The 19923-nt window shown below is 68.3% G+C and carries 23 protein-coding genes and 3 tRNA genes; 15 read left to right on the forward strand and 11 right to left on the reverse strand.

The annotated features are described in order from the left end of the window. Positions 1 to 1329 (reverse strand): DotU family type IV/VI secretion system protein, encoded by a 1329-nt coding sequence (locus ACSFA5_RS26570; RefSeq protein WP_435447041.1) that lies wholly within the window; start codon positions 1327 to 1329, stop codon positions 1 to 3. 241 nt (positions 1330 to 1570) lie between these two features. Between ACSFA5_RS26570 and ACSFA5_RS26575 the strand changes: the two genes are divergently transcribed. Next, on the forward strand, positions 1571 to 2257 hold the full coding sequence (locus tag ACSFA5_RS26575) for a LuxR C-terminal-related transcriptional regulator (RefSeq protein ID WP_435447042.1): 687 nt from the start codon (positions 1571 to 1573) through the stop codon (positions 2255 to 2257). Here the strand turns inward: ACSFA5_RS26575 and ACSFA5_RS26580 are convergent. From ACSFA5_RS26580 to ACSFA5_RS26610, 7 genes are read right to left on the reverse strand one after another with little or no spacing between them, the layout of a single operon-like run. Then, entirely contained in the window at positions 2254 to 3582 is a 1329-nt protein-coding gene (locus tag ACSFA5_RS26580; RefSeq protein WP_435447043.1) for an MSMEG_0569 family flavin-dependent oxidoreductase, read from the reverse strand. The two genes, ACSFA5_RS26575 and ACSFA5_RS26580, sit on opposite strands and share 4 nt — an antisense overlap. Positions 3583 to 3624: 42 nt before the next feature. Next, entirely contained in the window at positions 3625 to 3918 is a 294-nt protein-coding gene (locus ACSFA5_RS26585; RefSeq protein WP_435447044.1) for an MSMEG_0570 family nitrogen starvation response protein, read from the reverse strand. After that, on the reverse strand, positions 3909 to 4922 hold the full coding sequence (locus ACSFA5_RS26590; RefSeq protein WP_435447045.1) for a sll0787 family AIR synthase-like protein: 1014 nt from the start codon (positions 4920 to 4922) through the stop codon (positions 3909 to 3911). The genes ACSFA5_RS26585 and ACSFA5_RS26590 overlap by 10 nt, the downstream gene beginning before the upstream one ends. After that, positions 4919 to 5479, reverse strand: a complete 561-nt coding sequence (locus ACSFA5_RS26595; protein ID WP_435447046.1) for an MSMEG_0567/Sll0786 family nitrogen starvation N-acetyltransferase — start codon at positions 5477 to 5479, stop codon at positions 4919 to 4921. Before ACSFA5_RS26595 ends, ACSFA5_RS26590 begins: the two co-directional genes overlap by 4 nt. Before the next feature lie 2 nt (positions 5480 to 5481). Continuing rightward, positions 5482 to 6564: an MSMEG_0568 family radical SAM protein gene (locus tag ACSFA5_RS26600; protein ID WP_435447069.1), complete on the reverse strand. Its 1083-nt coding sequence runs from the start codon at positions 6562 to 6564 to the stop codon at positions 5482 to 5484. Continuing rightward, on the reverse strand, positions 6527 to 7582 hold the full coding sequence (locus tag ACSFA5_RS26605) for a Nit6803 family nitrilase (protein ID WP_435447047.1): 1056 nt from the start codon (positions 7580 to 7582) through the stop codon (positions 6527 to 6529). The genes ACSFA5_RS26600 and ACSFA5_RS26605 overlap by 38 nt, the downstream gene beginning before the upstream one ends. A gap of 15 nt (positions 7583 to 7597) precedes the next feature. Further along, a complete protein-coding gene (locus ACSFA5_RS26610) occupies positions 7598 to 8080 on the reverse strand; it encodes an MSMEG_0572/Sll0783 family nitrogen starvation response protein (RefSeq protein ID WP_409171029.1) in 483 nt (160 codons plus the stop codon). Between the two features lie 375 nt (positions 8081 to 8455). Between ACSFA5_RS26610 and ACSFA5_RS26615 the strand changes: the two genes are divergently transcribed. After that, entirely contained in the window at positions 8456 to 9847 is a 1392-nt protein-coding gene (locus tag ACSFA5_RS26615; protein WP_435447048.1) for an aminotransferase-like domain-containing protein, read from the forward strand. A gap of 31 nt (positions 9848 to 9878) precedes the next feature. On the opposite strand, the gene ACSFA5_RS26620 is transcribed toward ACSFA5_RS26615, so the two are convergent. Together ACSFA5_RS26620 and ACSFA5_RS26625 are read right to left on the reverse strand one after the other, a co-directional pair. Further along, positions 9879 to 10046 carry a hypothetical protein gene (locus tag ACSFA5_RS26620; protein ID WP_435447050.1) on the reverse strand — a complete coding sequence of 56 codons (168 nt, stop codon included), beginning with the start codon at positions 10044 to 10046 and terminating at the stop codon, positions 9879 to 9881. A gap of 11 nt (positions 10047 to 10057) precedes the next feature. Beyond that, the gene (locus ACSFA5_RS26625; protein ID WP_435447051.1) at positions 10058 to 10603 is read right to left on the reverse strand and encodes an Rrf2 family transcriptional regulator; all 546 of its coding nucleotides are present in this window, start codon (positions 10601 to 10603) and stop codon (positions 10058 to 10060) included. Between the two features lie 183 nt (positions 10604 to 10786). On the opposite strand from ACSFA5_RS26625, the gene gph reads away from it, so the two are divergent. Further along, the gene (gene gph, locus ACSFA5_RS26630) at positions 10787 to 11494 is read left to right on the forward strand and encodes a phosphoglycolate phosphatase (RefSeq protein WP_435447052.1); all 708 of its coding nucleotides are present in this window, start codon (positions 10787 to 10789) and stop codon (positions 11492 to 11494) included. 4 nt (positions 11495 to 11498) lie between these two features. Here gph and ACSFA5_RS26635 read toward each other — a convergent pair whose 3' ends face one another. Then, positions 11499 to 12098: a chalcone isomerase family protein gene (locus ACSFA5_RS26635; protein ID WP_435447053.1), complete on the reverse strand. Its 600-nt coding sequence runs from the start codon at positions 12096 to 12098 to the stop codon at positions 11499 to 11501. Positions 12099 to 12440: 342 nt separating this feature from the next. Here ACSFA5_RS26635 and trpE point away from each other — a divergent pair, with 342 nt between their 5' ends. The 12 genes from trpE to ACSFA5_RS26695 form a co-directional block, all read left to right on the forward strand. Beyond that, on the forward strand, positions 12441 to 13943 hold the full coding sequence (gene trpE / locus ACSFA5_RS26640) for an anthranilate synthase component I (protein ID WP_435447054.1): 1503 nt from the start codon (positions 12441 to 12443) through the stop codon (positions 13941 to 13943). 2 nt (positions 13944 to 13945) lie between these two features. Continuing rightward, entirely contained in the window at positions 13946 to 14338 is a 393-nt protein-coding gene (locus ACSFA5_RS26645; RefSeq protein ID WP_435447055.1) for a GxxExxY protein, read from the forward strand. Then, positions 14335 to 14919: an aminodeoxychorismate/anthranilate synthase component II gene (locus tag ACSFA5_RS26650; RefSeq protein ID WP_435447056.1), complete on the forward strand. Its 585-nt coding sequence runs from the start codon at positions 14335 to 14337 to the stop codon at positions 14917 to 14919. The genes ACSFA5_RS26645 and ACSFA5_RS26650 overlap by 4 nt, the downstream gene beginning before the upstream one ends. A 5-nt stretch (positions 14920 to 14924) precedes the next feature. Next, a complete protein-coding gene (gene ltaE, locus ACSFA5_RS26655) occupies positions 14925 to 15983 on the forward strand; it encodes a low-specificity L-threonine aldolase (protein WP_435447057.1) in 1059 nt (352 codons plus the stop codon). A gap of 16 nt (positions 15984 to 15999) precedes the next feature. After that, on the forward strand, positions 16000 to 16662 hold the full coding sequence (locus ACSFA5_RS26660; protein WP_435447058.1) for a LysE family translocator: 663 nt from the start codon (positions 16000 to 16002) through the stop codon (positions 16660 to 16662). A 22-nt stretch (positions 16663 to 16684) separates the two neighbouring features. Continuing rightward, positions 16685 to 17707, forward strand: a complete 1023-nt coding sequence (gene trpD / locus ACSFA5_RS26665) for an anthranilate phosphoribosyltransferase (protein WP_435447059.1) — start codon at positions 16685 to 16687, stop codon at positions 17705 to 17707. Positions 17708 to 17737: 30 nt separating this feature from the next. Next, on the forward strand, positions 17738 to 18538 hold the full coding sequence (gene trpC, locus ACSFA5_RS26670) for an indole-3-glycerol phosphate synthase TrpC (RefSeq protein ID WP_435437822.1): 801 nt from the start codon (positions 17738 to 17740) through the stop codon (positions 18536 to 18538). After that, positions 18535 to 19242, forward strand: coding sequence for a uracil-DNA glycosylase (locus tag ACSFA5_RS26675; RefSeq protein ID WP_435447060.1), 708 nt, complete (start codon positions 18535 to 18537; stop codon positions 19240 to 19242). Before trpC ends, ACSFA5_RS26675 begins: the two co-directional genes overlap by 4 nt. Positions 19243 to 19349: 107 nt before the next feature. After that, positions 19350 to 19435: transfer RNA gene (locus ACSFA5_RS26680), tRNA-Tyr, on the forward strand. Between the two features lie 65 nt (positions 19436 to 19500). Further along, positions 19501 to 19574, forward strand: a tRNA-Gly gene (locus tag ACSFA5_RS26685). Between the two features lie 51 nt (positions 19575 to 19625). Further along, positions 19626 to 19700 (forward strand) — tRNA-Thr (locus ACSFA5_RS26690). A gap of 73 nt (positions 19701 to 19773) precedes the next feature. Continuing rightward, a partial coding sequence (locus ACSFA5_RS26695) for a GTP-binding protein (RefSeq protein ID WP_260685270.1) occupies positions 19774 to 19923 on the forward strand: 150 nt, incomplete at its 3' end.

Raw genomic sequence — 19923 nt, forward strand, 5'->3', positions numbered from 1 at the left:
TCAGCGCGACACGGTTTCCAGGAACACGAAGTCCGCGATCAGCCGCTCGCTGTTCTTGCTGGCCGCGAGCGCCTCGCGCAGGCGCAGCAGGTAGGCCGAGGCGAGCTCGAAGGGCGGCCGGTCGGCGGCCTCGGCAAAGGGCACCGGCGACGACAGCACGGTGATGAGCACGCTGCCGAAGGGCGGGCTGACCAGCCAGCTCGACGGAATGTCCCGGCCCATCTCCAGCGCTTCGCCGGCGCGCAGCGGCACCGGCGTGTGCCCGGCGTTGAGGTGCATCACCGAGCCGTCGGCGGTGTAGTAGTCGACCCAGATGTAGCTGTCGTGGCGCGGCGCGATCACCTGCACGCGCACGCTGTCGCCCTCGCGCAGCTTGCCCTCACGGGCCGAAGGCGCGTCCACGTCGAGCCCGTAGGCCTTCTCGCGGTTGCGCGTCTGGTAGGGCTTGAGGATGGCGAACACCTCGCAGTGCGGCCACACGCGCAGGCCGACGTCGAACTGCGGCGCCTGCACGCCGGGCATGGCGCCGACCTCGCGCTCGACGCGCGGCAGGTCGTCGGGCAGGGAGACGAAGCCGCTCACGCGGGTGCGGCCCTGCGCGTCCACGGAGGCGCTGAGGTCGGCGCAGGCAAAGGTCTGCAGGTGCTGCTCGATGCGCTGGCCCAGTCCGGTGGCGACGGGCGGCGGCCCGGTGGACCAGAGCCACAGCAGGTAGAGCAGGGGCAGCATCAGCGCCAGCGCGGCGCTGCTGCGCAACAGGGTGCGGTCGCGCCGGCGCGTGTCGTTGGGGCCGCGCGGGTCGGGCACGCCGTAGGGCTGCGGCGTGATGCGCTCCTGCGCCAGGCTGCCGGGTGGCGCGGGGCGCAGCGCCAGCTGGCGGCCGTGCAGGTCCTTCAGCTTGCCGAGCTCGCCCCGGTCGCCGTCCTCGAAGTAGTACTGGCCCTTGAAGCCCAGCACCAGAGAGTGCCAATACACCTCGCGCACCGCATCGTCCTCGGCGCCCAGGGCCGAGAGGTGATGGAAGAACTCGCTGTGCGCGTTGTTCGAGTTGAAGAGCTGCACCTGCAGCGGCGGCGTGCCGTTGGCGCCGGGATGGCGCGCAAGGACTTCGTCGATCCAGGCCACCATGGCGAAGGCCGCCAGCTCGACCTGCGCGGCGGGCGTGCCCGCCTTCTCGGCGGCGCCGCGCGCCGCTTCCAGCAGGCGGCGCGCTTCCTGCTGCGCCGCACCGTGCGCAAGCATCGGCATCGGTGCTCGGGCCGCCACCGAGGCGTCGAGCGCGAGGCCGAACGACACGAGGGCGGAGAAGCAGTCGTACAGGCGTGCCATGGGCGTCGCCCGCTCAGGCGTGCGTTGCGAAGGATGCCTTGCACCGGCGTCTGCTGCGATGGCACATGCCCATGTCCCCGGTTCCTTCGAGTAGGCATTCATTTTTCAAAGGGCTCGCCGTGAGCGCCATACCGCTTGGGGCCTATGCCGTTGGTACGGCGGGCGCACTTGTGGTGCGGGGCAATCGCCGGTATCTTCGGCGGCTGCAAGTGCACTGCACGCTGGGACACGGGAAACTGCCATGAAAATCCTGATCGCCGACGACCACAGGCTCGTCCTCGAGGCAGTCAAAGCCAAGTTGTCGGAGCTGGCGCCCGGCATCGAATTCGTTCTGGCGATGAGCGTCGACGAATTGCTCGCCGGCGCAACCGACGACCTCGACCTGGCCCTGATCGACCTGAACATGCCCGGTGCCGACGGGCAGGCCCACATCGACGCCATCCGCCGCCGCCATCCGGCCGTGCCGGTCATCGTGCTGTCGGGCTACGAAGACCCGGCCATCATGCGCAGCGCGCTGGAGCGCGGCGTGCTCGGCTTCATTCCCAAGGCCTACTCGCCCGAGGTGATGCTCTCGGCCGTGCGGCTGGTGCTGGCCGGCGGGGTGTACGTGCCGCCGATGATGCTCACCGCGCTGCCGCCGGGCATCGTGGCCGGCGTGTCGCCGCAGACGGGTGCCGAGCCGCCTGCGCGCAATGGCGGCGGCTTCCAGACGCTCGAACACCTGCGCAACGTGCTCACCGAGCGCCAGGTCGAGGTGCTGCAGCTGCTGTCGCAGGGCAAGCCCAACAAGCTGATCGGGCGCAGCCTGGGCATCAGCGAGGGCACCGTGAAGATCCACCTCGCCGCGATCTTCCGTGCGCTGAACGTGCGCAACCGCACCGAGGCGGTGGTGGCGGCGCAGGCCCTCACCGAGGCGCAGCAGGCCTAGGCTGCGCGCAATTCGGCGACCGGCGCGGCGGTGCCGTGCGCGCGCATGTCCTCTTTTCTTTGCGCGATGGCCTGCGCCAGAAACTCCGCGTCCCGCGCCACGCCCGAAAAGCGCCCCGACCCCCAGGTGTGCAGCCACGGCAGGCCCAGGAAGTACAAGCCCGGCTCGTTCGTCACGCCGCGCAGGTGCACCGGCGCGCCGCGGCCGTTGAACACCGGGGCATCGACCCAGGCGAAGTCGGGCGAGAAGCCGATGCACCACACCACGCTGGTGATGCCGGCGGCGGCAAGGTCCAGCCGCGTGCGCTCTTCCTTCGGTTCCCACACGGGGGTGTAGACCGACGGCGGCGGCGCCTCGATGTCTTGGGCTGCGATGTGCCTGTCGATCGATGCGTTGATGCGGTTGTAGGTGTCGTCGGCCGCATCGAGGTTGTCGCGCAGGTTGGGCTGCAACTCGAAGCTGCCGCCGTCGAAGCCGCTCAGCAGGCCATAGAGCGCCATGCCTTCGAGCGCGAAGCGCCGCAGGTCGATGTCGCGCCCGCCGTCGCGCCCGGTCACGTAGTGGTTGGTGTTGTCGCGCACGCCTTCGCGCAGCGGATGCTCTGTCACGGGCATGTCGTAGTACTTCATGTCGGCCAGCCAGTCGACCACTTCGCGGCCCCGGTAGAAGCGCGCGCAGCGCGGCGCATGGCCGGTGGCCAGGTGCACCTGGCGCCCGGCCAGGTGCAGGTCTTCGGCGATCTGCGCACCCGACTGGCCGCAGCCCACCACCAGCACCGCGCCTTCGGGCAGCTGCGCCGCGTTGCGGTACTGCGCCGAGTGGAACTGCGCCACATGGGCCGGCAGCTTCTCGGCCAGGCGCGGCACGATGGGCCGGTGGTAGCCGCCCGAGGCCACCACCACCTGGTCGGCGGTGTAGGTGCCGGCGTCGGTCTGCACGCTGAAGCGGTCGCGGTCATTGTTGCCAGGGATGCGAAAGACCCGCTCGACCGTCACGCCCTCGATGGCCGGCGCCTTCACATGCTCGACGAAGCCGGCGAGCCACTCGTTGATCTGGTCCTTCACCATGAAGCCGTGCGGATCGCTGCCCAGGTAGCCCCAGCCCGGCAGCTGGCACTGCCAGTTGGGCGTGACCAGGCAGAACGAGTCCCAGCGCTGCGTGCGCCAGGTGTGGACCAGGCTGCGCTTCTCGATCACCAGGTGGTCGATGCCGCGCTGCTGCAGGCCGTGGCTCAGCGACAACCCGGCCTGGCCGCCGCCGACGATGACGACGCTGTAGTGGCTGCGCCCGCCGTGGGGAAACGAGGGGTGGGTGGGATGGGGCATGGGGTGCTTCTTTCTCTGGAGACTCTTTGGAAGGGGCGGGCGTCAGTCGAAGGCGACGACGGTGACTTCGGCGTCGGCCCCGCCGGCTGGCGGGGCGAAGCGCGCGGCGATGTGCTCGATCTCGGCGAGCTGGTCCATCGCCTGCGAGCAGGCGAAGCCGTACCTGGCGCGCACCCGCTCCGAGGCGATACCCAGCGCTTCGCGCGCGCGCTGCAGGAACTCCGCGAGCGCGTAGCGCTGGCCGGCCACCAGGTGCTCGCGCACCACGCTGGAGGGCGAGTAGCAGCGGGTTTCGCTGTCGTCGGGCCAGCGCACCTGGAAGTGCGTCACGGGCATGACACGGCCTCGGGCAGGGCGGGCGGCTGGATGAAGGCGTCGCTCGCAAAGTCCCACAGCAGGGCTTCTTCGCCGCCCGCCTGCAGCCGCACCTGCCGTGTCGCATCGACCTCGCCGACCACGGCGCAGGCGATGTCGCGCGCGGCGAAGCGGGCCAGCACCAGCGCGACCTGTGCGGGCGCCACGCTCAGCATGAAGCCGTAGCTCGGAAAGGCCGAGAGCCAGCGCATGAGCGGCGCGCCGTCGGGGCGCGGCATCGCATCGATGTCGATGCGCGCGCCCACGCCCGAGCACTCCAGCAGCATCATGGCCGTGCCCACGGCGCCGGCCATGCTGATGTCCTTGCCTGCGCGGCACAGGCCCTCTTCCGCCAGTGCGGGCAGCACTTCGAGGTCGGCGCGCAGGCGCGCGGCGGGCGCGGTGGTCGAGGCGTTCCAGTAGGGAAAGGGCTCCTGGTAGGCGCCGCGCAGGTCGGCCGCCATGACCAGCAGGTCGCCGGGCTTCGCGTCGAAGCTGGTGAGCAGCTTGCGTGCGTGGCCGAGGATGGCGACGGCCAGTTGCGGCCGCTCGCTGCGGTTGTTGCTGTGTCCGCCCACGATGGGCACGCCGTAGCGCACTGCGGCTTCGGCCAACCCGCGCAGCACATCGTCGCCCGGGTTCATGCCCGTGCTCCAGAGCGCATCGACCACGGCTGTCGGACGCCCGCCCATCGCATAGATGTCGCTCACGTTCACCATCACGCCGCAGTAGCCCGCGAACCAGGGCATGCGCACGATGAAGTCTTCGACCAGCCCCTCGATGGCGAACAGCAGATAGCCCCCGTGGCCGTCGGGAATGGCCGCGCAGTCGTCACCGATGGGCACGGCCTGCGCGAGTGCGGCATGGCCGCCGGGCAGCGAGCGGCCGAGCGCGGCCACCACGTCGCTGATGTCGCGCTTGTGGGCGAAGCCGCGCGTGGCGCGCAGGGCCTCGGCGATGGCCTGAACGGTCGTTGCGTCGGTCATGCCATCACCTTGGCGCGCGTGACGAAGCCGCTCACGGGGTCGTGGCAGGGAGGGTACCGGTTCAGGTCGGCCTGCATGCGCGCGTGAGGGCGGCCGTGCACGTGGGTCTCTTCGTGCAGTTGCCAGCCGAGCTTCTTGAACAGCGGCACGTTCTGCATCTGCACCTGGGCCAGGAAGGTCTTGCAGCCCAGCGCGTGGGCGCGCGACACGGCCAGCCGGATCAGCGTGGCGCCCAGGTGGCCCTGGCTGCGGAACGCGGGGTGCACGGCCAGCCGCGACCCCCACCACTCGCCCGCTGCCTCGCCGCGATGGATGCGCACGGTGCCCACCACCTGCTCGGGCATGCCGCCGTTGCACGACATGGCCACCAGCAGCCGCGCATGGTCGTCGGTGGCGTCGCGGTCGTCGCGCGCGAAGATGCCCTGCTCGATGCAGAACACCGCGCGGCGCAGCGCCATGGCCTCGTCATGCTCCCACTGCTGCGCGGTTTCGCGCACCAGGTATTCGACGGGTGCGTAGTGCATGTCGAGTTCGCTCAGGTCGTCGATGTACAGCATGCTCAGCTTTCGCTTTCTTTTTCGTACACGGAGAGCGACGAGCAGGCGCCGCACTTGCCGCAGCCGGCCTTGATGTCGGCCGAGCGCAGGCCCGCCGCCACCACGCGCTGGCCCAGCGGCGCAAGCAGCGACTTCATGAACTCGGGCGAGGGCGCGGGGTGGTCTTCGAGCGGCGTGCCGCTGATCGGCACGAAGGGCACCACGAAGGGGTACACGCCGCGTGCGAGCAGCTGGTCGCAGGTGTCGAGGATGGCCTCGTGCGTGTCGCCCAGCCCGGCCAGGATGTAGGTGCTGACCTGCCCGCGCCCGAACACGCCCACGGCCGCCTCGAAGGCGCTCATGTAGCGCGAAACCGGCACGCTGGCCTTGCCCGGCATGAGGCGCTCGCGCACCTCGGGCGTGACCACTTCGAGGTGCATGCCCAGCGTGTCGATGCCCGCGGCCTTCATGCGGTGGAACCACTGGTCGTCGTCGGGCGGCTCGCACTGGCCCTGGATGGGAATGTCGACTGCGGCCTTGATCGCGAAGGCGCTCTCGCAAAGGATGGCCGCGCCGCGGTCGGTGGCGTTGGGCGTGCCGGTGGTCATGACCATGTGCTTCACGCCGTCGAGCAGCACGGCGGCGCGCGCCACCTCGGCGAGCTGCTCGGGCGTCTTGCGCGCGATGGTGCGGCCGGCCGCGAGCGACTGGCCGATTGCGCAGAACTTGCAGCTCTTCTTGCGGCTCTCGTAGCGGATGCAGGTCTGCAGCACGGTGGTGGCGAGCACGTCGCTGCCGTGCAGCGTGGCGATGTGCGAGTAGGGCACGCCGTCGAAGGTCTGCATGGCGTAGAAGCGCGGCTGCCTGGGAAAGCTGATGCTGGCAATGGGAATGCTGCCGCGCATCACGCGGCTCATGCCTTGCGCGTCGGGCGCCTCTGCCGTGAACGGCGAGTGCCAGGCGGTGGAGGTGTGGACCGGCACCATGATCGTGTGGCCGTCCACCGTCACGGCCTTGTGGTCCGAAGGGCCCGCGCCGCCGCGGCGGCTGGAAACACCGGCCGACGGGTCAACCAGCCGCAACCCGAAGGACTGGAGCTCGGTCATCAGTTGCCGGCTGTCGGGGGGTGTCGTCGTTGCGGTCGTGGTGGTCATGGTCTGGGTTCCTTTGAACTGCGGGTTGCGTGGCGTGCATCGGCACGATGGTCTGCGCCGGCCGGTCGTTGATGGCGAGCGACAGCAGCTCGGGCCGCGCGTAGTGGCCGACCGAATCCATCATTCGCTTGCGCTTGGCGATCAGCGCCATGTCGAGGTCGGCGACGACCATGCCTTCGCCCTCGGTGAGCGGCGGCGCGAGGTGCTTGCCCTCGGGCGAGACGATGGCCGTGTGGCAGCCGCCGCGCAGCGCCTTCTGCAGTTGGGGGTCGGGCGTGACCGAGCGGATCTGCGCGTCGGTGAGCCAGCCGGTGGCGTTGACCACGAAGCAACCCGATTCGAGCGCGTGGTGGCGGATGGTCACATCCATCTGCTCCGCGAAGATCGGGCCGACCAGCGAGCCGGGGAACTGCGCGCAATGAATCTCTTCGTGCTGCGCCATCAGCGCGTAGCGCGCGAGCGGGTTGTAGTGCTCCCAGCAGGCCAGCGCGCCGACGCGGCCGACGGCGGTGTCCACCACCTTCAGGCCCGCACCGTCGCCCATGCCCCAGACCATGCGCTCGTGATAGGTCGGAGTGATCTTGCGGCGCTTGAGCGCGAGCGTGCCGTCGGCGTCGAACACCAGCTGCGTGTTGTAGAGGCTGCCGTGGTCGCGCTCGTTCACGCCGAGCACCACCACCATGTTGCGGGCCCGCGCCCGTTCGGCCACGGCCTGCGTGACCGGGCCGGGCACCACCACCGCGCGCTCCACCAGCTGCAGGTGTGCCGGCCCCTGCAGCACCGGCGGCAGCACGAAGCTGAAGTACGGGTAGTAGGGCACGAAGGTCTCGGGGAACACCGCGATCTGCGCGCCCCTGGCCGCAGCCTCGTCGATGGCGCTGCAAACCCGCTCGAGCGTGCCGTCGGGGCGCTCGAAGTCGGGCGCGATCTGGATCGCCGCGGCGCGCACGGTGCGGGGTGTGGAAGCCATCGCTCGGGTCCTGCCTTACAGGGTCCAGGTGTCGAGGATGACCGCACCGGCCTTCTTGTGCAGCAGCACGATGTCCAGCACGTCGAGCGGGTTGATGGGCTTGATGCCTTCGATGAGCGCGCCTTCGCCGTGGCCGTACAGCGCCTGCAGCGCGAAGCGGCAGGCGTAGACCTTGCCGCCTTCTTCCATGAACTTGGTGATCTGCTTGTTGAAGTTCTGGTGGCCGGGAAAGGCCTCGTCGCCCAGCGTGGGAAAGCCGCGCTGCACGCCCAGTGTCACGCCGGGGCCGTACAGCAGCACCGAAGTCTCGTAGCCCTTGCGGCGCAGGCGCGTGGCCTGCAGCAGGTTGACGAAGCCGATGGAGCCTTCGAAGGCCACGGTGTGGAAGGTGACGAGCGCCTTCTCGCCGGGCTCGGCCTTGACGTCTTCGAACACCTTCTCTTCGTAGTCGACAAGGAACTCGCCTTTTTCGTTGCGGGGGCGGGTGACTTTGGGCATGGGGTACTCCGGGTTGGGTGAGGGCTACGCAGGTCTTGCGTGCCTTTCTCATCGCAGGCGATGTGCCAGCGCGCGCGGGCGGCCGTGCGATCAAGTCGCGATCAATGAGCGGCGGTGCGGGCCGCGTGACGACAAATTTTTTTGCGGCGCCCGGAATGGCGGGCCGCAGGCGGGGCCGGGCGATCCGTTTCGCACCGGGAAGACGCACACCGCATGCGATCAATGCACCCGATCAATGGGGTTGATCGCACCGCATCGAAGCATTTCGCTTGCCGCTTTGCCCTCTGGCGCAGGCGCGGCCCGGCGCGATTCCTGCGTGTTGATCGGTGGCCAGATGCAATCAATGGATGCAATCAACTTGCCGGACCACTCCCGATGCCCACCCTCACCGCCCACTGGCGCAGGCAACTGCGCACCACCGCCAAGCCGGCCTACCTGATGCTGGCCGACCTGATCGCCGACGACATCAAGACCGGCCGCCTGGGCGTGCGCGACCGCCTGCCCACGCTGCGCGAGCTGGCGAGCGAGCTGGAACTGAACTACACCACGGTGGCGCGCGGCTATGCCGAGGCCCGCAAGCGCGGACTGATCGACTCGCGCGCCGGCACCGGCACCTTCATCCGCTCGGGCAGCCCCAGCCTGCGCCTGCGCGGCGGCAGCGGCGCGGAGATGACGATGAACATGCCGCCCGAGCCCGACGACGCGCACCTGATGGCGCGGCTGCACGACAGTGCCAGCAAGGCCTTCGCACAGCTCGACTTTCACGATCTGCTGCGCTACCAGGACTTCGGCGGCACCGCGCACGACCGCGAGGTGGCGATGCAGTGGCTGCGGCCCTTCGTGCCCCATGCGAGCGTGGACCGCATCCTGGTGTGCCCCGGCATCCATGCGGTGCTGACCGCGCTGTTCTCTCAGCTGGCGCGCCCGGGCGAGCTGATCTGCGTGGAGTCGCTCACGTACCCCGGCGTGAAAGCCATCGCGGCGCAGCTGGGCGTGCAGCTGCATGCGCTGCAGATGGACGACGACGGGCCCATTGCCGACGCCTTCGAGCACGCCTGCAAGACGCTCAAGCCCAAGGCGCTGTACTGCAACCCCACGCTGCTGAACCCCACCGCGGCCACCGTGTCGCGCGCCCGGCGCGAGGCGCTGGCCGACGTGGCGCTGCGCTATGCGGTGCCGATCATCGAGGACGACGCGTACGGCATGCTGCCGCGCCAGACGCCCGCGTCATTGGCCACGCTGGCGCCGGGGCTCACCTACTACGTGAGCGGGTTTTCCAAGTGCTTCGGTGCCGGGCTGCGCAGCGCGTACGTGTGCTCGCCGACGGTGGTGCAGTCGCAGCGGCTGGCCGGCGCCATGCGCGCGACCACCGTGATGGCCTCGCCGATCACCAATGCATTGACCACGCTGTGGGTGGAAGACGGCACCACCGAAGCCATGCTGCAGGCGGTGCGGGCCGAGTCGGTCGCGCGGCAGGTTCTGGCCATGCGCTACCTGGGCGACAGCGGGTTGCAGGCGCACCCCGAGGGCTTTCATGCCTGGCTGCCGCTCACGCCGGGCTGGAGCCCGGTGGAGTTCGCGTCCTACCTGCGCACGCAGAACGTGGGGGTGGTGGCGAGCGCGGCGTTTTCGACCGACGGCGATCCGCCCGATGCAGTGCGCATCTGCCTGGGCGGGCCGATGTCGCGCGAGCAGTGCGACCAGGCGCTGCGCCTGATTGCGGACACGCTGGCGCATCCGCTGCACCCGCACGCCACGCTGCGCTGAGCCGGCGCGGCGCAGCCTGCGCTTCAGCCCGTTACTCGACCACGGCCGCGACGGCCGCGACAGCGCCGGCAATGCCCGAGAAGCCGGCGGCACCGGCCAGCAACCGGGCGTCGCGGGTGTTCTCGCCGGCACGTTCGCGCCACGAAAGGTAGAGCAGGAGCGCGGAGAAACCGAAGATGCAGAGAGAGATTTCGTTCATGGCTTTTTTCTTCAACGCTTGGCGAACACGCCGTTCCAGGCGAACACCGAGTTCGGCGCGTTCACATGGCGCAGGCTGGGCTCGATGCGCGGCGGCGGCGCCTTCTTGCGCATCGGTTCGTCGTCGACGCGCAGGCCCTTGGCGAGCTGGTCGTCGACCAGGCTCTGCAACGTGACGGAGCCCAGGAACTCCATCACATGGTGCTTGGCGGAGGCCCAGAGGGCGTCGGTGGAGTAGCAGCCGACTTCGGCCGCGTCCTGCTTGTCGGCCGGGCTTTGTTCGTCCGCTCCGGCCGGAACCTGGCCGTCGACCGACGCCAGGATGTCGGCCACGGTGATCTCCGAAGCCCTGCGTGTCAGCGTGTAGCCGCCACCGGGCCCGCGGGTCGCCTTGATCAGCGCATGCCGGCGCAGCTTGCTGAACAGCAGCTCGAGCGAGGAGCGGGCGATGTGCTGTCGCCGGCTGATCGATGCCAATGGCACGGGGCCGTCCCTCTCGCGCAGCGCGACATCGATCATGGCCGTGAGGGCGAAGCCGCCCTTCGTCGTCAGACGCATGGAGTATTCCTCGGGGATGGGCCTTGCAAAGGCAAGGCGGTGAAGGGATGTCCGGCGCACTCGCGCGGGACAGGTACGGCCTGTAGGTGTCGCAAACCCCGTAAAAGTTTCCGGCACGTTGCTGGCCGATTTGCGACAACGGGCGCACGCCTAAACTTCGCCGTCAACTCTCCCTGACCCGCTTTGAACCCTTTTCGCTTCGATTTCACCCGCTTCGACGCGGCCATCGTCGACCTCGACGGCACCATGGTCGACACGCTCGGCGACTTTGCCGAGGCCCTGAACCGCATGCTGCGCGACCTGTCGCTGCCGGGCGTGGCCCCCGCGGCCATCGAGCGGATGGTGGGCAAGGGCTCGGAGCACCTGATTCACTCGGCGCTGGTGCATGTGCTGGCGCCGGCCGACGCCGCAGGCGCGGATGCCCGGGCGCACGCGCTGTTCGAGCGCGCCTGGGAGCGCTACCAGCACCACTACCTGGCCGTCAACGGGCAGCACTCGGCGGTGTATGCGGGCGTGGTGGAGGGCCTGCAGGCGCTGCGCGCGCGGGGCGTGCGGCTGGCCTGCCTCACCAACAAGCCGGGCGCGTTCGCCAGGCCGCTGCTGGCTGCGAAGGGGCTCGACGGTTTCTTCGAGCAGGTGTTCGGCGGCGACGCCTTCGAGCGCAAGAAGCCCGACCCGCTGCCGCTGCGCAAGACCTGCGAGGCGCTGGGCACCTTGCCCGCGCGCACGCTGATGATCGGCGACTCGAGCAACGACGCGCGGGCCGCGCGCGCGGCGGGTTGCCCGGTGGTGCTGGTGAGCTACGGCTACAACCACGGCGAGCCGGTGCGCGGCGTGGATGCGGACGGGTTCGTGGATTCGCTGGCCGAGCTGGTGCCGGCGGCGGCCTGAACCTCTACTGCTTGCCGAGCAGCGCGTCCTTCAGCTTCCAGTCGGCCGGGGTCGGCCCCAGCCAGATGCGCAGCAGCGCGTTGAAAAAGGCCGGCTCCTTCACGGGGTCGGGCTGCGGCACGCCGCGCACGGTGATGAGCGTGCCGGTGCCGGGCAGCCAGTCGATGGTGAAGGTGTCGCCGGTCTTGAGCTGCTTCTGGTCGGCGAACATCTGGCCCATGCGCAGCAGGCCCGGAATGAGGTTGACCATTTCGCTCTTGGGCGAGTTCTCCTCCACGCCCTTGGTGAAGAGCTTGCCCAGCTCGTTGGCGTCGATGTCGCGCAGCATGGTGATCGCCACGCGCTTGGGGCCGGGCGCGGCCAGCGCTTCCTCGGGCGTCGACACCTTCTGGCCCACGTACAGGCCGGCCGTGTAGACCTTGAAGATGGCCTTGTAGCGCACGCCCGCGCCGTTCAATTGCAGGGCGGTGCCGCGCAGGTCCATGCGGTCTTCGAGCTTGACGCCGGCCACGTCGACCTGCGCGGCGGATGCGCCGAGGGCGGTGGCCAGGCACGCCAGCACGGCAAGGCGGGCACACACGGTTGAAAGCGAAAGAGAGGGCACGGGAGTCTCCTTGGAGTTTTGCGAACGGTCGTGCGAATGTATCTTTTTGTTTTACGCACGAGCCTTCGGGGGAACCCTGAAGAAGGCCGATGGCAGCCGTATTGCGCGCGTTCGGTGTTTTCGTGGGCTAAACTCCGCGCCTCATGTTCGTTCATCACATCCATCAAACAGGTCAGGGCAGCCGGGGAGCCTGGCCCTGGCGTAGCCATACTTCGCTGACTGTTTGATTGCACGGCGCACGCCGTGCGCCCGCGGTTCCGGCTCGCCACAGACGCCGGACCACCAGTGAATGACCTTGTCACCGGCCGAAGGAGCGCCGTCTGGCAACTGGAGAACGAATCCGTGATCACCGAACTTGAATTCAAGAGCCTCAGCGTCCAGGGCTACAACCGCATTCCGCTGATGGCCGAGGCCTTTGCCGACCTCGAAACCCCTCTGTCCCTCTACCTCAAGCTCGCCCATTCGCAGGGCGGCGGCAAGCACAGCTTCTTGCTCGAATCGGTGGTGGGCGGCGAGCGCTTCGGGCGCTACAGCTTCATCGGACTGCCTGCGAAGACGCTGCTGCGCGCCTCGGGCTTCGGCGACGAGGCCGTCACCGAAGTGGTCACCGACGGGCAGGTCGTGGAGACCGCGCGGGGCAACCCGCTCGATTTCGTGGCCGCGTACCAGAAGCGCTTCAAGGTGGCGCTGCGGCCCGGCCTGCCGCGTTTCTGCGGCGGCCTGGCGGGCTACTTCGGCTACGACACCGTGCGCCACATCGAGCGCAAGCTCGAAAAAAGCTGCCCGCCCGACACGCTGGGCTGCCCCGACATCCTGCTGCTGCAGTGCGAGGAGCTCGCGGTCATCGACAACCTGTCGGGCAAGCTGTACCTCATCGTCTACGCCGACCCGAAGCAGCCCGAGGCCTATGCCGTGGGCAAGCGCCGCCTGCGCGAGCTGAAGGACAAGCTCAAGTACTCGGTGAGCGCGCCCGTCGTGAAGCCCACGCAGGCGCATCCGCCCGAGCGCAGCTTTGCCAAGGCCGACTACATCGCGGCCGTGGAGCGCGCCAAGGAAATGATCGCCGCGGGCGACTTCATGCAGGTGCAGGTGGGCCAGCGCATCAGCAAGCGCTACACCGAGTCGCCGCTGTCGCTCTACCGCGCGCTGCGTTCGCTCAACCCCTCGCCCTACATGTACTACTACCACCTGGGCGACTTCCACGTGGTGGGTGCCTCGCCCGAGATCCTGGTGCGCCAGGAGAACACGGGCGACGGCGAGCAGAAGATCACCATCCGCCCGCTGGCCGGCACGCGCCCGCGCGGCGCGTCGCTCGAGCTCGACAAGGCCGCTGAAGAGGAGCTCATCAACGACCCGAAGGAGCGTGCCGAGCACGTCATGCTGATCGACCTGGCGCGCAACGACATCGGGCGCATCGCCAAGACCGGCACCGTGAAGGTGACTGAGGCCTTCGCGGTGGAGCGCTACAGCCACGTGATGCACATCGTGAGCAACGTGGAAGGCACGCTGAAGGACGGCATGACCGCCATCGACGTGCTGAAGGCCACGTTTCCGGCGGGCACCCTGACCGGCGCGCCCAAGGTGCATGCGATGGAGCTCATCGACCAGCTGGAGCCCACCAAGCGCGGCCTCTACGGCGGCGCCTGCGGCTACATCAGCTATGCCGGCGACATGGACGTGGCCATTGCCATCCGCACCGGCATCGTGAAGGACCAGATGCTGCACGTGCAGGCCGCGGCCGGCGTGGTGGCGGACTCGGTGCCCGAGCTGGAGTGGAAAGAAACAGAGGCCAAGGCACGCGCACTGTTGCGCGCCGCCGAACTGGTCGAAGAAGGCCTGGAGTAAGCATGAGCACCACACCCGATATTCAGAACGACTTTTCGCACGAGATCATCGGCGCCGCCGTCGAGGTGCAGCGCGTGCTCGGCACGGGGCTCGACGAAGGCGCCTACGCCGCCGCGCTGGCCATCGAACTCGCCGAGCGCGAGATCGGTTTCACGCGCGACGTGGCGCTGTCGGCCAGCTACAAGGGCCGTTCGCTGGGCGATGTGTACCGCGCGGGCTTCGTCATCGAGCAGTCGGTCATCGTGGAGCTGAAGGCGGTCGACGTGCTGACCGACCTGCACCGTGCGCAGGTGCTCGCGGCGCTGCGCCTGTCGGGCCTGAAGCTGGGCCTCTTGATCAACTTCAACGTGTTCCCTGTCGTGAAGGGCGTGCACCGGATTGTGAGCAAGCCATGAAACTGCTGATGATCGACAACTACGACAGCTTCACCTACAACATCGTCCAGTACTTCGGCGAGCTGGGTGCGGACGTGCAGGTGCATCGCAACGACGAGATCACGGTGGCGCAGATCGGCGAGCTGATCGCCTCGGGCGTCACGCGGCTCGTGGTGTCGCCGGGGCCTTGTTCCCCGGCGGAGGCGGGCGTGTCGGTGTCGGCCATCGAGGCTTTCGCGGGCAAGCTGCCGATTCTGGGCGTGTGCCTGGGCCACCAGGCCATCGGCGCGGCCTTCGGCGGCAAGATCGTTCGCGCGCAGCAGCTCATGCACGGCAAGACCAGCGAGATCACGACCACGCAAGAAGGCGTGTTCGCGGGGCTGCCCGAGAAGTTCGTCGTCAACCGGTATCACTCGCTGGCCATCGAGCGCGAGAGTTGCCCGAAGGACCTGGCCGTCACCGCCTGGACCTGTGACGGCGAGATCATGGGGGTGCGGCACACCGGCTTTGCGCACGACGTGCGCATCGAGGGCGTGCAGTTCCATCCCGAATCCATCCTGACGGAGCATGGCCACGCCATGCTCAAGAACTTCCTGGACTGACCACCATGACAGACCGCTCTTCCACCGTCGACCTGCGCAGCGACACCGTCACGCAACCCACGCCCGCGATGCGCGAGGCCATGATGGCCGCGCCGCTGGGCGACGACGTCTTCGGCACCGATCCGAGCATGAACGCGCTGCAGGAAAAGATCGCGGCCTTGCTGGGCTTCGAGGCGGCGCTGTTCGTGCCGACCGGCACGCAGAGCAACCTGTGCGCGATCCTGTCGCATTGCGGCCGCGGCGACGAGTACATCGTCGGCCAGCAGGCGCATTGCTACCGCTGGGAAGGCGGCGGCGCGGCGGTGTTCGGCAGCGTGCAGCCGCAGCCGCTCGACCATGCGAGCGACGGCACGCTGCCGCTCGCGCAGATCGAAGCCGCCATCAAGCCCGACGACGCGCACTTCGCGCGCACGCGGCTGCTGGCGCTGGAGAACACGCTGGGCGGCAAGCTGCTGCCCTTCGACTACGTGCAGGCCGCGACCGACCTGGCCAGGCGCAAGGGGCTGCAGCGGCATCTGGACGGGGCTCGTCTTTTCAACGCGGCGACCGCGCAGGCCGCACTGAACAACCGCAGCGACATCCGCGCCGAAGCGCGCCGCATCGCGCAGTGCTTCGACAGCGTGTCGGTGTGCTTCAGCAAGGGGCTGGGCGCGCCCATCGGCTCGGCGCTGGTCGGTTCGCGCGAGTTCATCGCGCGGGCGCACCGCATCCGCAAGATGGCGGGCGGCGGCATGCGGCAGGCCGGCCTGCTGGCCGCGGCGGCGTCGCATGCGCTCGACCACCATGTCGATCGCCTGGCCGAAGACCATGCGCTGGCCCGACGGCTCGCGCAGGGGCTCGAAGGCATCGAAGGCCTGACGGTGGAGGCGCCGCACACGAACATCGTGTTCGCCGACCTCACGGGTGCCGCGCAGGCGCGTTCGGCGGAACTGATCGCGAGCCTCAACAGCCAGGGCATCCTGGCGACGGGGCTCTACCGGCTGCGCTTCGTGACGCACCTCGATGTCGATGCCGCCGGTGTCGACCGGGCCGTTGCCGCGATCCGCGCCTTCTTCAACGCCTGAGCCCTGCGAGGACGCGATGCCCGATCTTCCCCATCTGCTCGCCTTCATCGCCGCCGGCTGGCTGCTGAACCTCACGCCCGGGCCCGACGTGCTGTACGTCGTGACGAACTCGCTGCGTTCCGGCGTGCGCGCCGGCATCGTGGCGGGGCTGGGCATCACGGCGGGCTGCTTCGTGCACATCTTCGCGGCGGCTGTGGGCGTCGGCACGCTGATGGCCACATCGGCGATGGCCTTCACGGTGCTCAAGTACGTCGGCGCGGCGTACCTGCTGTATCTGGGTGTGCGCATGGTGTTGTCGCGCCCGGCGCCGGCGGCCGACATCGATCAGGCGGCAGTCGCGGCGGGCGCGAAGCGCAGCCTTCAGGCCGTCTTCATGGGCGGCTTCTGGACCAACGTGCTCAACCCCAAGGTGGCGCTGTTCTTCCTGGCTTTCGTGCCGCAGTTCATCGCGCCCGGGGCCGACGACAAGGCGCTGTACTTCGTGTTGCTGGGCGTGCTGTTCAACCTGAACGCCGTGCCTGTCAACATCGGATGGGCTCTGGCAGCGGGCTGGATGGCGCGCCGCGGCGCCGTGCGCAAGGGCATGCACTGGCTCGACCGAGCCGCCGGCGTTCTGTTCATCGGCTTCGGCCTCAAGCTCGCGTTCACCGACGCGCCCGCCGTTCGCATCGGCCGCTGATTCACTCTCGAGGAGACCTTTCATGATCACCCCCCAGGAAGCGCTGCAGCGCACCATCGAACACCGCGAAGTCTTCCATGACGAGATGCTGCACATCGTGCGCCTCATCATGAGCGGCGAGTGCTCGCCCGTGATGATGGCCGCGCTGATCACCGGCCTGCGCGTGAAGAAGGAAACCATCGGCGAGATCACCGCCGCCGCGCAGGTGATGCGCGAGGTGTCGACCAAGGTGCCTGTGAAGGACACCACGCACCTCGTGGACATCGTGGGCACCGGCGGCGACGGCTCGCACACGTTCAACATCTCGACCTGCTCGATGTTCGTCGCGGCCGCGGCGGGCGCCAAGGTGAGCAAGCACGGCGGGCGCAGCGTGTCGAGCAAGTCGGGCAGTGCCGACGTGCTGGAGTCGCTGGGCGTGAACATCAACCTGAAGCCCGAGCAGATCGCGCGCTCCATCGAGCAGGTGGGCATCGGCTTCATGTTCGCGCCGAACCACCATCCGGCCATGAAGAACGTGGCGCCGGTGCGCAAGGAGCTCGGCATCAAGACGATCTTCAACATCCTCGGGCCGCTGACCAACCCGGCCGGCGCGCCGAACATCCTGATGGGCGTGTTCCACCCCGACCTCGTGGGCATCCAGGTGCGCGCGCTGCAGCGGCTCGGCGCCGAGCATGCGATGGTGGTCTACGGGCGCGACGGCATGGACGAAATTTCGCTCGGCGCCGCCACCCTGGTGGGCGAGCTGAAGGACGGCGAAATCAGCGAATACGAGCTGCACCCCGAGGACTTCGGCTTCCAGATGTCGAGCAACCGCGCGCTGCGCGTGGAGACGCCCGAGCAGTCCAAGACGATGCTGCTGGGGGTGCTCGACAATCAGCCGGGCCCGGCGCTCGACATCGTGCTGCTGAATTCGGGCGCGGCGCTGTATGCGGCAAACGTGGTCGACTCCATCGCCGCGGGCGTGGAGCGCTCGCGCAGCGCCATTGCGTCGGGCGCCGCGAAGGCCAAGCTGGCCGAGCTGGTCAAGGCCTCCACGACCGTCTGAGTCCCAAGTCACCGAGAGAACACCGAAGTTATGTCCGACATCCTCGACAAGATCGTTGCCGTCAAGCGCCAGGAAGTGGCCGCGGCCCTGAAACGCGCGCCGCTGGAAGCGGTTCGCTTCGACGCCGAAAGCCGCGTGCTGACGCGCGACTTCGAAGCCGCGCTGCGCACCCGCATCGCCGCCGGCCACGCCGCGGTGATCGCCGAAGTCAAGAAGGCGAGCCCGAGCAAGGGCGTGCTGCGCGAAGACTTCATTCCGGCCGACATCGCTCAAAGCTACGCCGAAGGCGACGGCACCATCAGCGCCGCCTGCCTCTCGGTGCTGACCGACAAGCAGTTCTTCCAGGGCGGCGTGGACTACCTCAAGCAGGCGCGCGCCTCGTGCGACCTGCCGGTGCTGCGCAAGGACTTCATCATCGATGCGTACCAGGTGTACGAATCGCGTGCGATGGGCGCCGATGCGATCCTGTTGATCGCCGCATGCCTGGACGACGCGCAGATGAAGGACTACGAAGCCATTGCGCGCGGCCTGGGCATGGCGGTGCTGGTCGAAGTGCACGACGCGGCCGAACTCGATCGCGCGCTCAAGCTCAAGACGGCGCTGATCGGGGTCAACAACCGCAATCTGCGCAACTTCGAGGTGTCGATCCAGGCGACCATCGATCTGCTGCCCCGGCTGCCGGCCGACCGCCTGCCGGTGACCGAGTCGGGCATCGCCACGCGCGAAGACGTCGCCACGCTGCGTGCGGCGGGCGTCAATGCCTTCCTGGTCGGCGAGGCGTTCATGCGGGCCAAAGAACCCGGCGAGGCCCTCGCTGCGCTGTTCCAATGAGCCGGCCCGATCAGCTGTCGAGCAGCGACCCGGCGGACTGGCCGGTGGCGCCGGGCTGGCAGCCACTGGTCGATGAATTTTTCAGCGGTGCCGTGGGGCAGAAGCTGCAGGGCTTTTTGCGAGAGCGCCTCGATGCCGGCGCCGTGGTCTTTCCGCCGCAGCCGTTGCGGGCGCTGGAGCTGACGCCGCCCGGCGACGTGCGCGTGGTGATCCTTGGCCAGGACCCGTACCACGGGCGCGGCCAGGCCGAAGGGCTGGCGTTCTCGGTGGCGCCCGGGGTGGCCCTGCCGCCGTCGCTGCGCAACATCTTCAAGGAGCTCCAGCGCGACCTGGGCACGCCCCCGCCGCCGTTTCCCGATCCGGGCGGAAGCCTGGTGAAATGGGCGACCCACGGCGTGCTGCTGCTCAACACCTGTCTGACGGTCGAAGAGGCGCAGCCCGCCAGCCATGCCGGCAAGGGCTGGGAGGTGCTGACGGACGCCGTCATTCGCCATGTTTCGGACGGCGCCAAACCTGTTGTTTTTATGCTATGGGGCTCGCATGCCCAAAGTAAGCGTGCGTTGATCGACGTTGGTCGCCATAAGGTACTGATGTCGAATCATCCGTCGCCACTTTCAGCGTTGCGCCCGCCCGTTCCATTCATCGGCTGCGGACATTTCGGAGAAGCGCGCGCTTGGCGCGAGGCCCAGCGGCCGGAGGCCTGAACTTCGCTGATAATCGAAGGATTCGTCCTCGGACAGTTTTCCCGCATCGTCACTGATGCTGGGATTTCTGAGTAGTCACAAAACCGTGCTATATTTCGAGGTTCGCCGGAGAGGTGGCCGAGTGGTTAATGGCAGCAGACTGTAAATCTGCCCTCTAACGAGTACGCTGGTTCGAATCCAGCCCTCTCCACCAGCGATGAATTTGGTTTCTAAGAGCGATTGGATCTAGCGCTTTGGGTGCCTTGAAGTGCCCCCGATGCGGGAGTAGTTCAATGGTAGAACCCCAGCCTTCCAAGCTGATGACGCGGGTTCGATTCCCGTCTCCCGCTCCAGAGACCCGGTTCGTTGTTGAGGCGATGTGAATTCGTAACTTTGTTACAAAAGCCCTTTTGGCTCAGTGGTAGAGCACCCCCTTGGTAAGGGGGAGGTCGCGGGTCCGATTCCCGCAAAGGGCACCAGTTTTTGGGGGTTGCAACGGCAGCATTGCAACCCATCTGCATACGTTGAAATCGTTTTTTTCGGAGTCGAAAAATGGCAAAAGGTAAATTCACCCGCACCAAGCCGCACGTGAACGTGGGCACGATCGGTCACGTCGACCACGGCAAGACCACGCTGACGGCTGCGATCGCCACGGTGCTGTCGGCCAAGTTCGGCGGCGAAGCCAAGGCGTACGACCAGATC

This window comes from Variovorax monticola (assembly GCF_051216855.1).
Taxonomy (GTDB): domain Bacteria; phylum Pseudomonadota; class Gammaproteobacteria; order Burkholderiales; family Burkholderiaceae_C; genus Variovorax.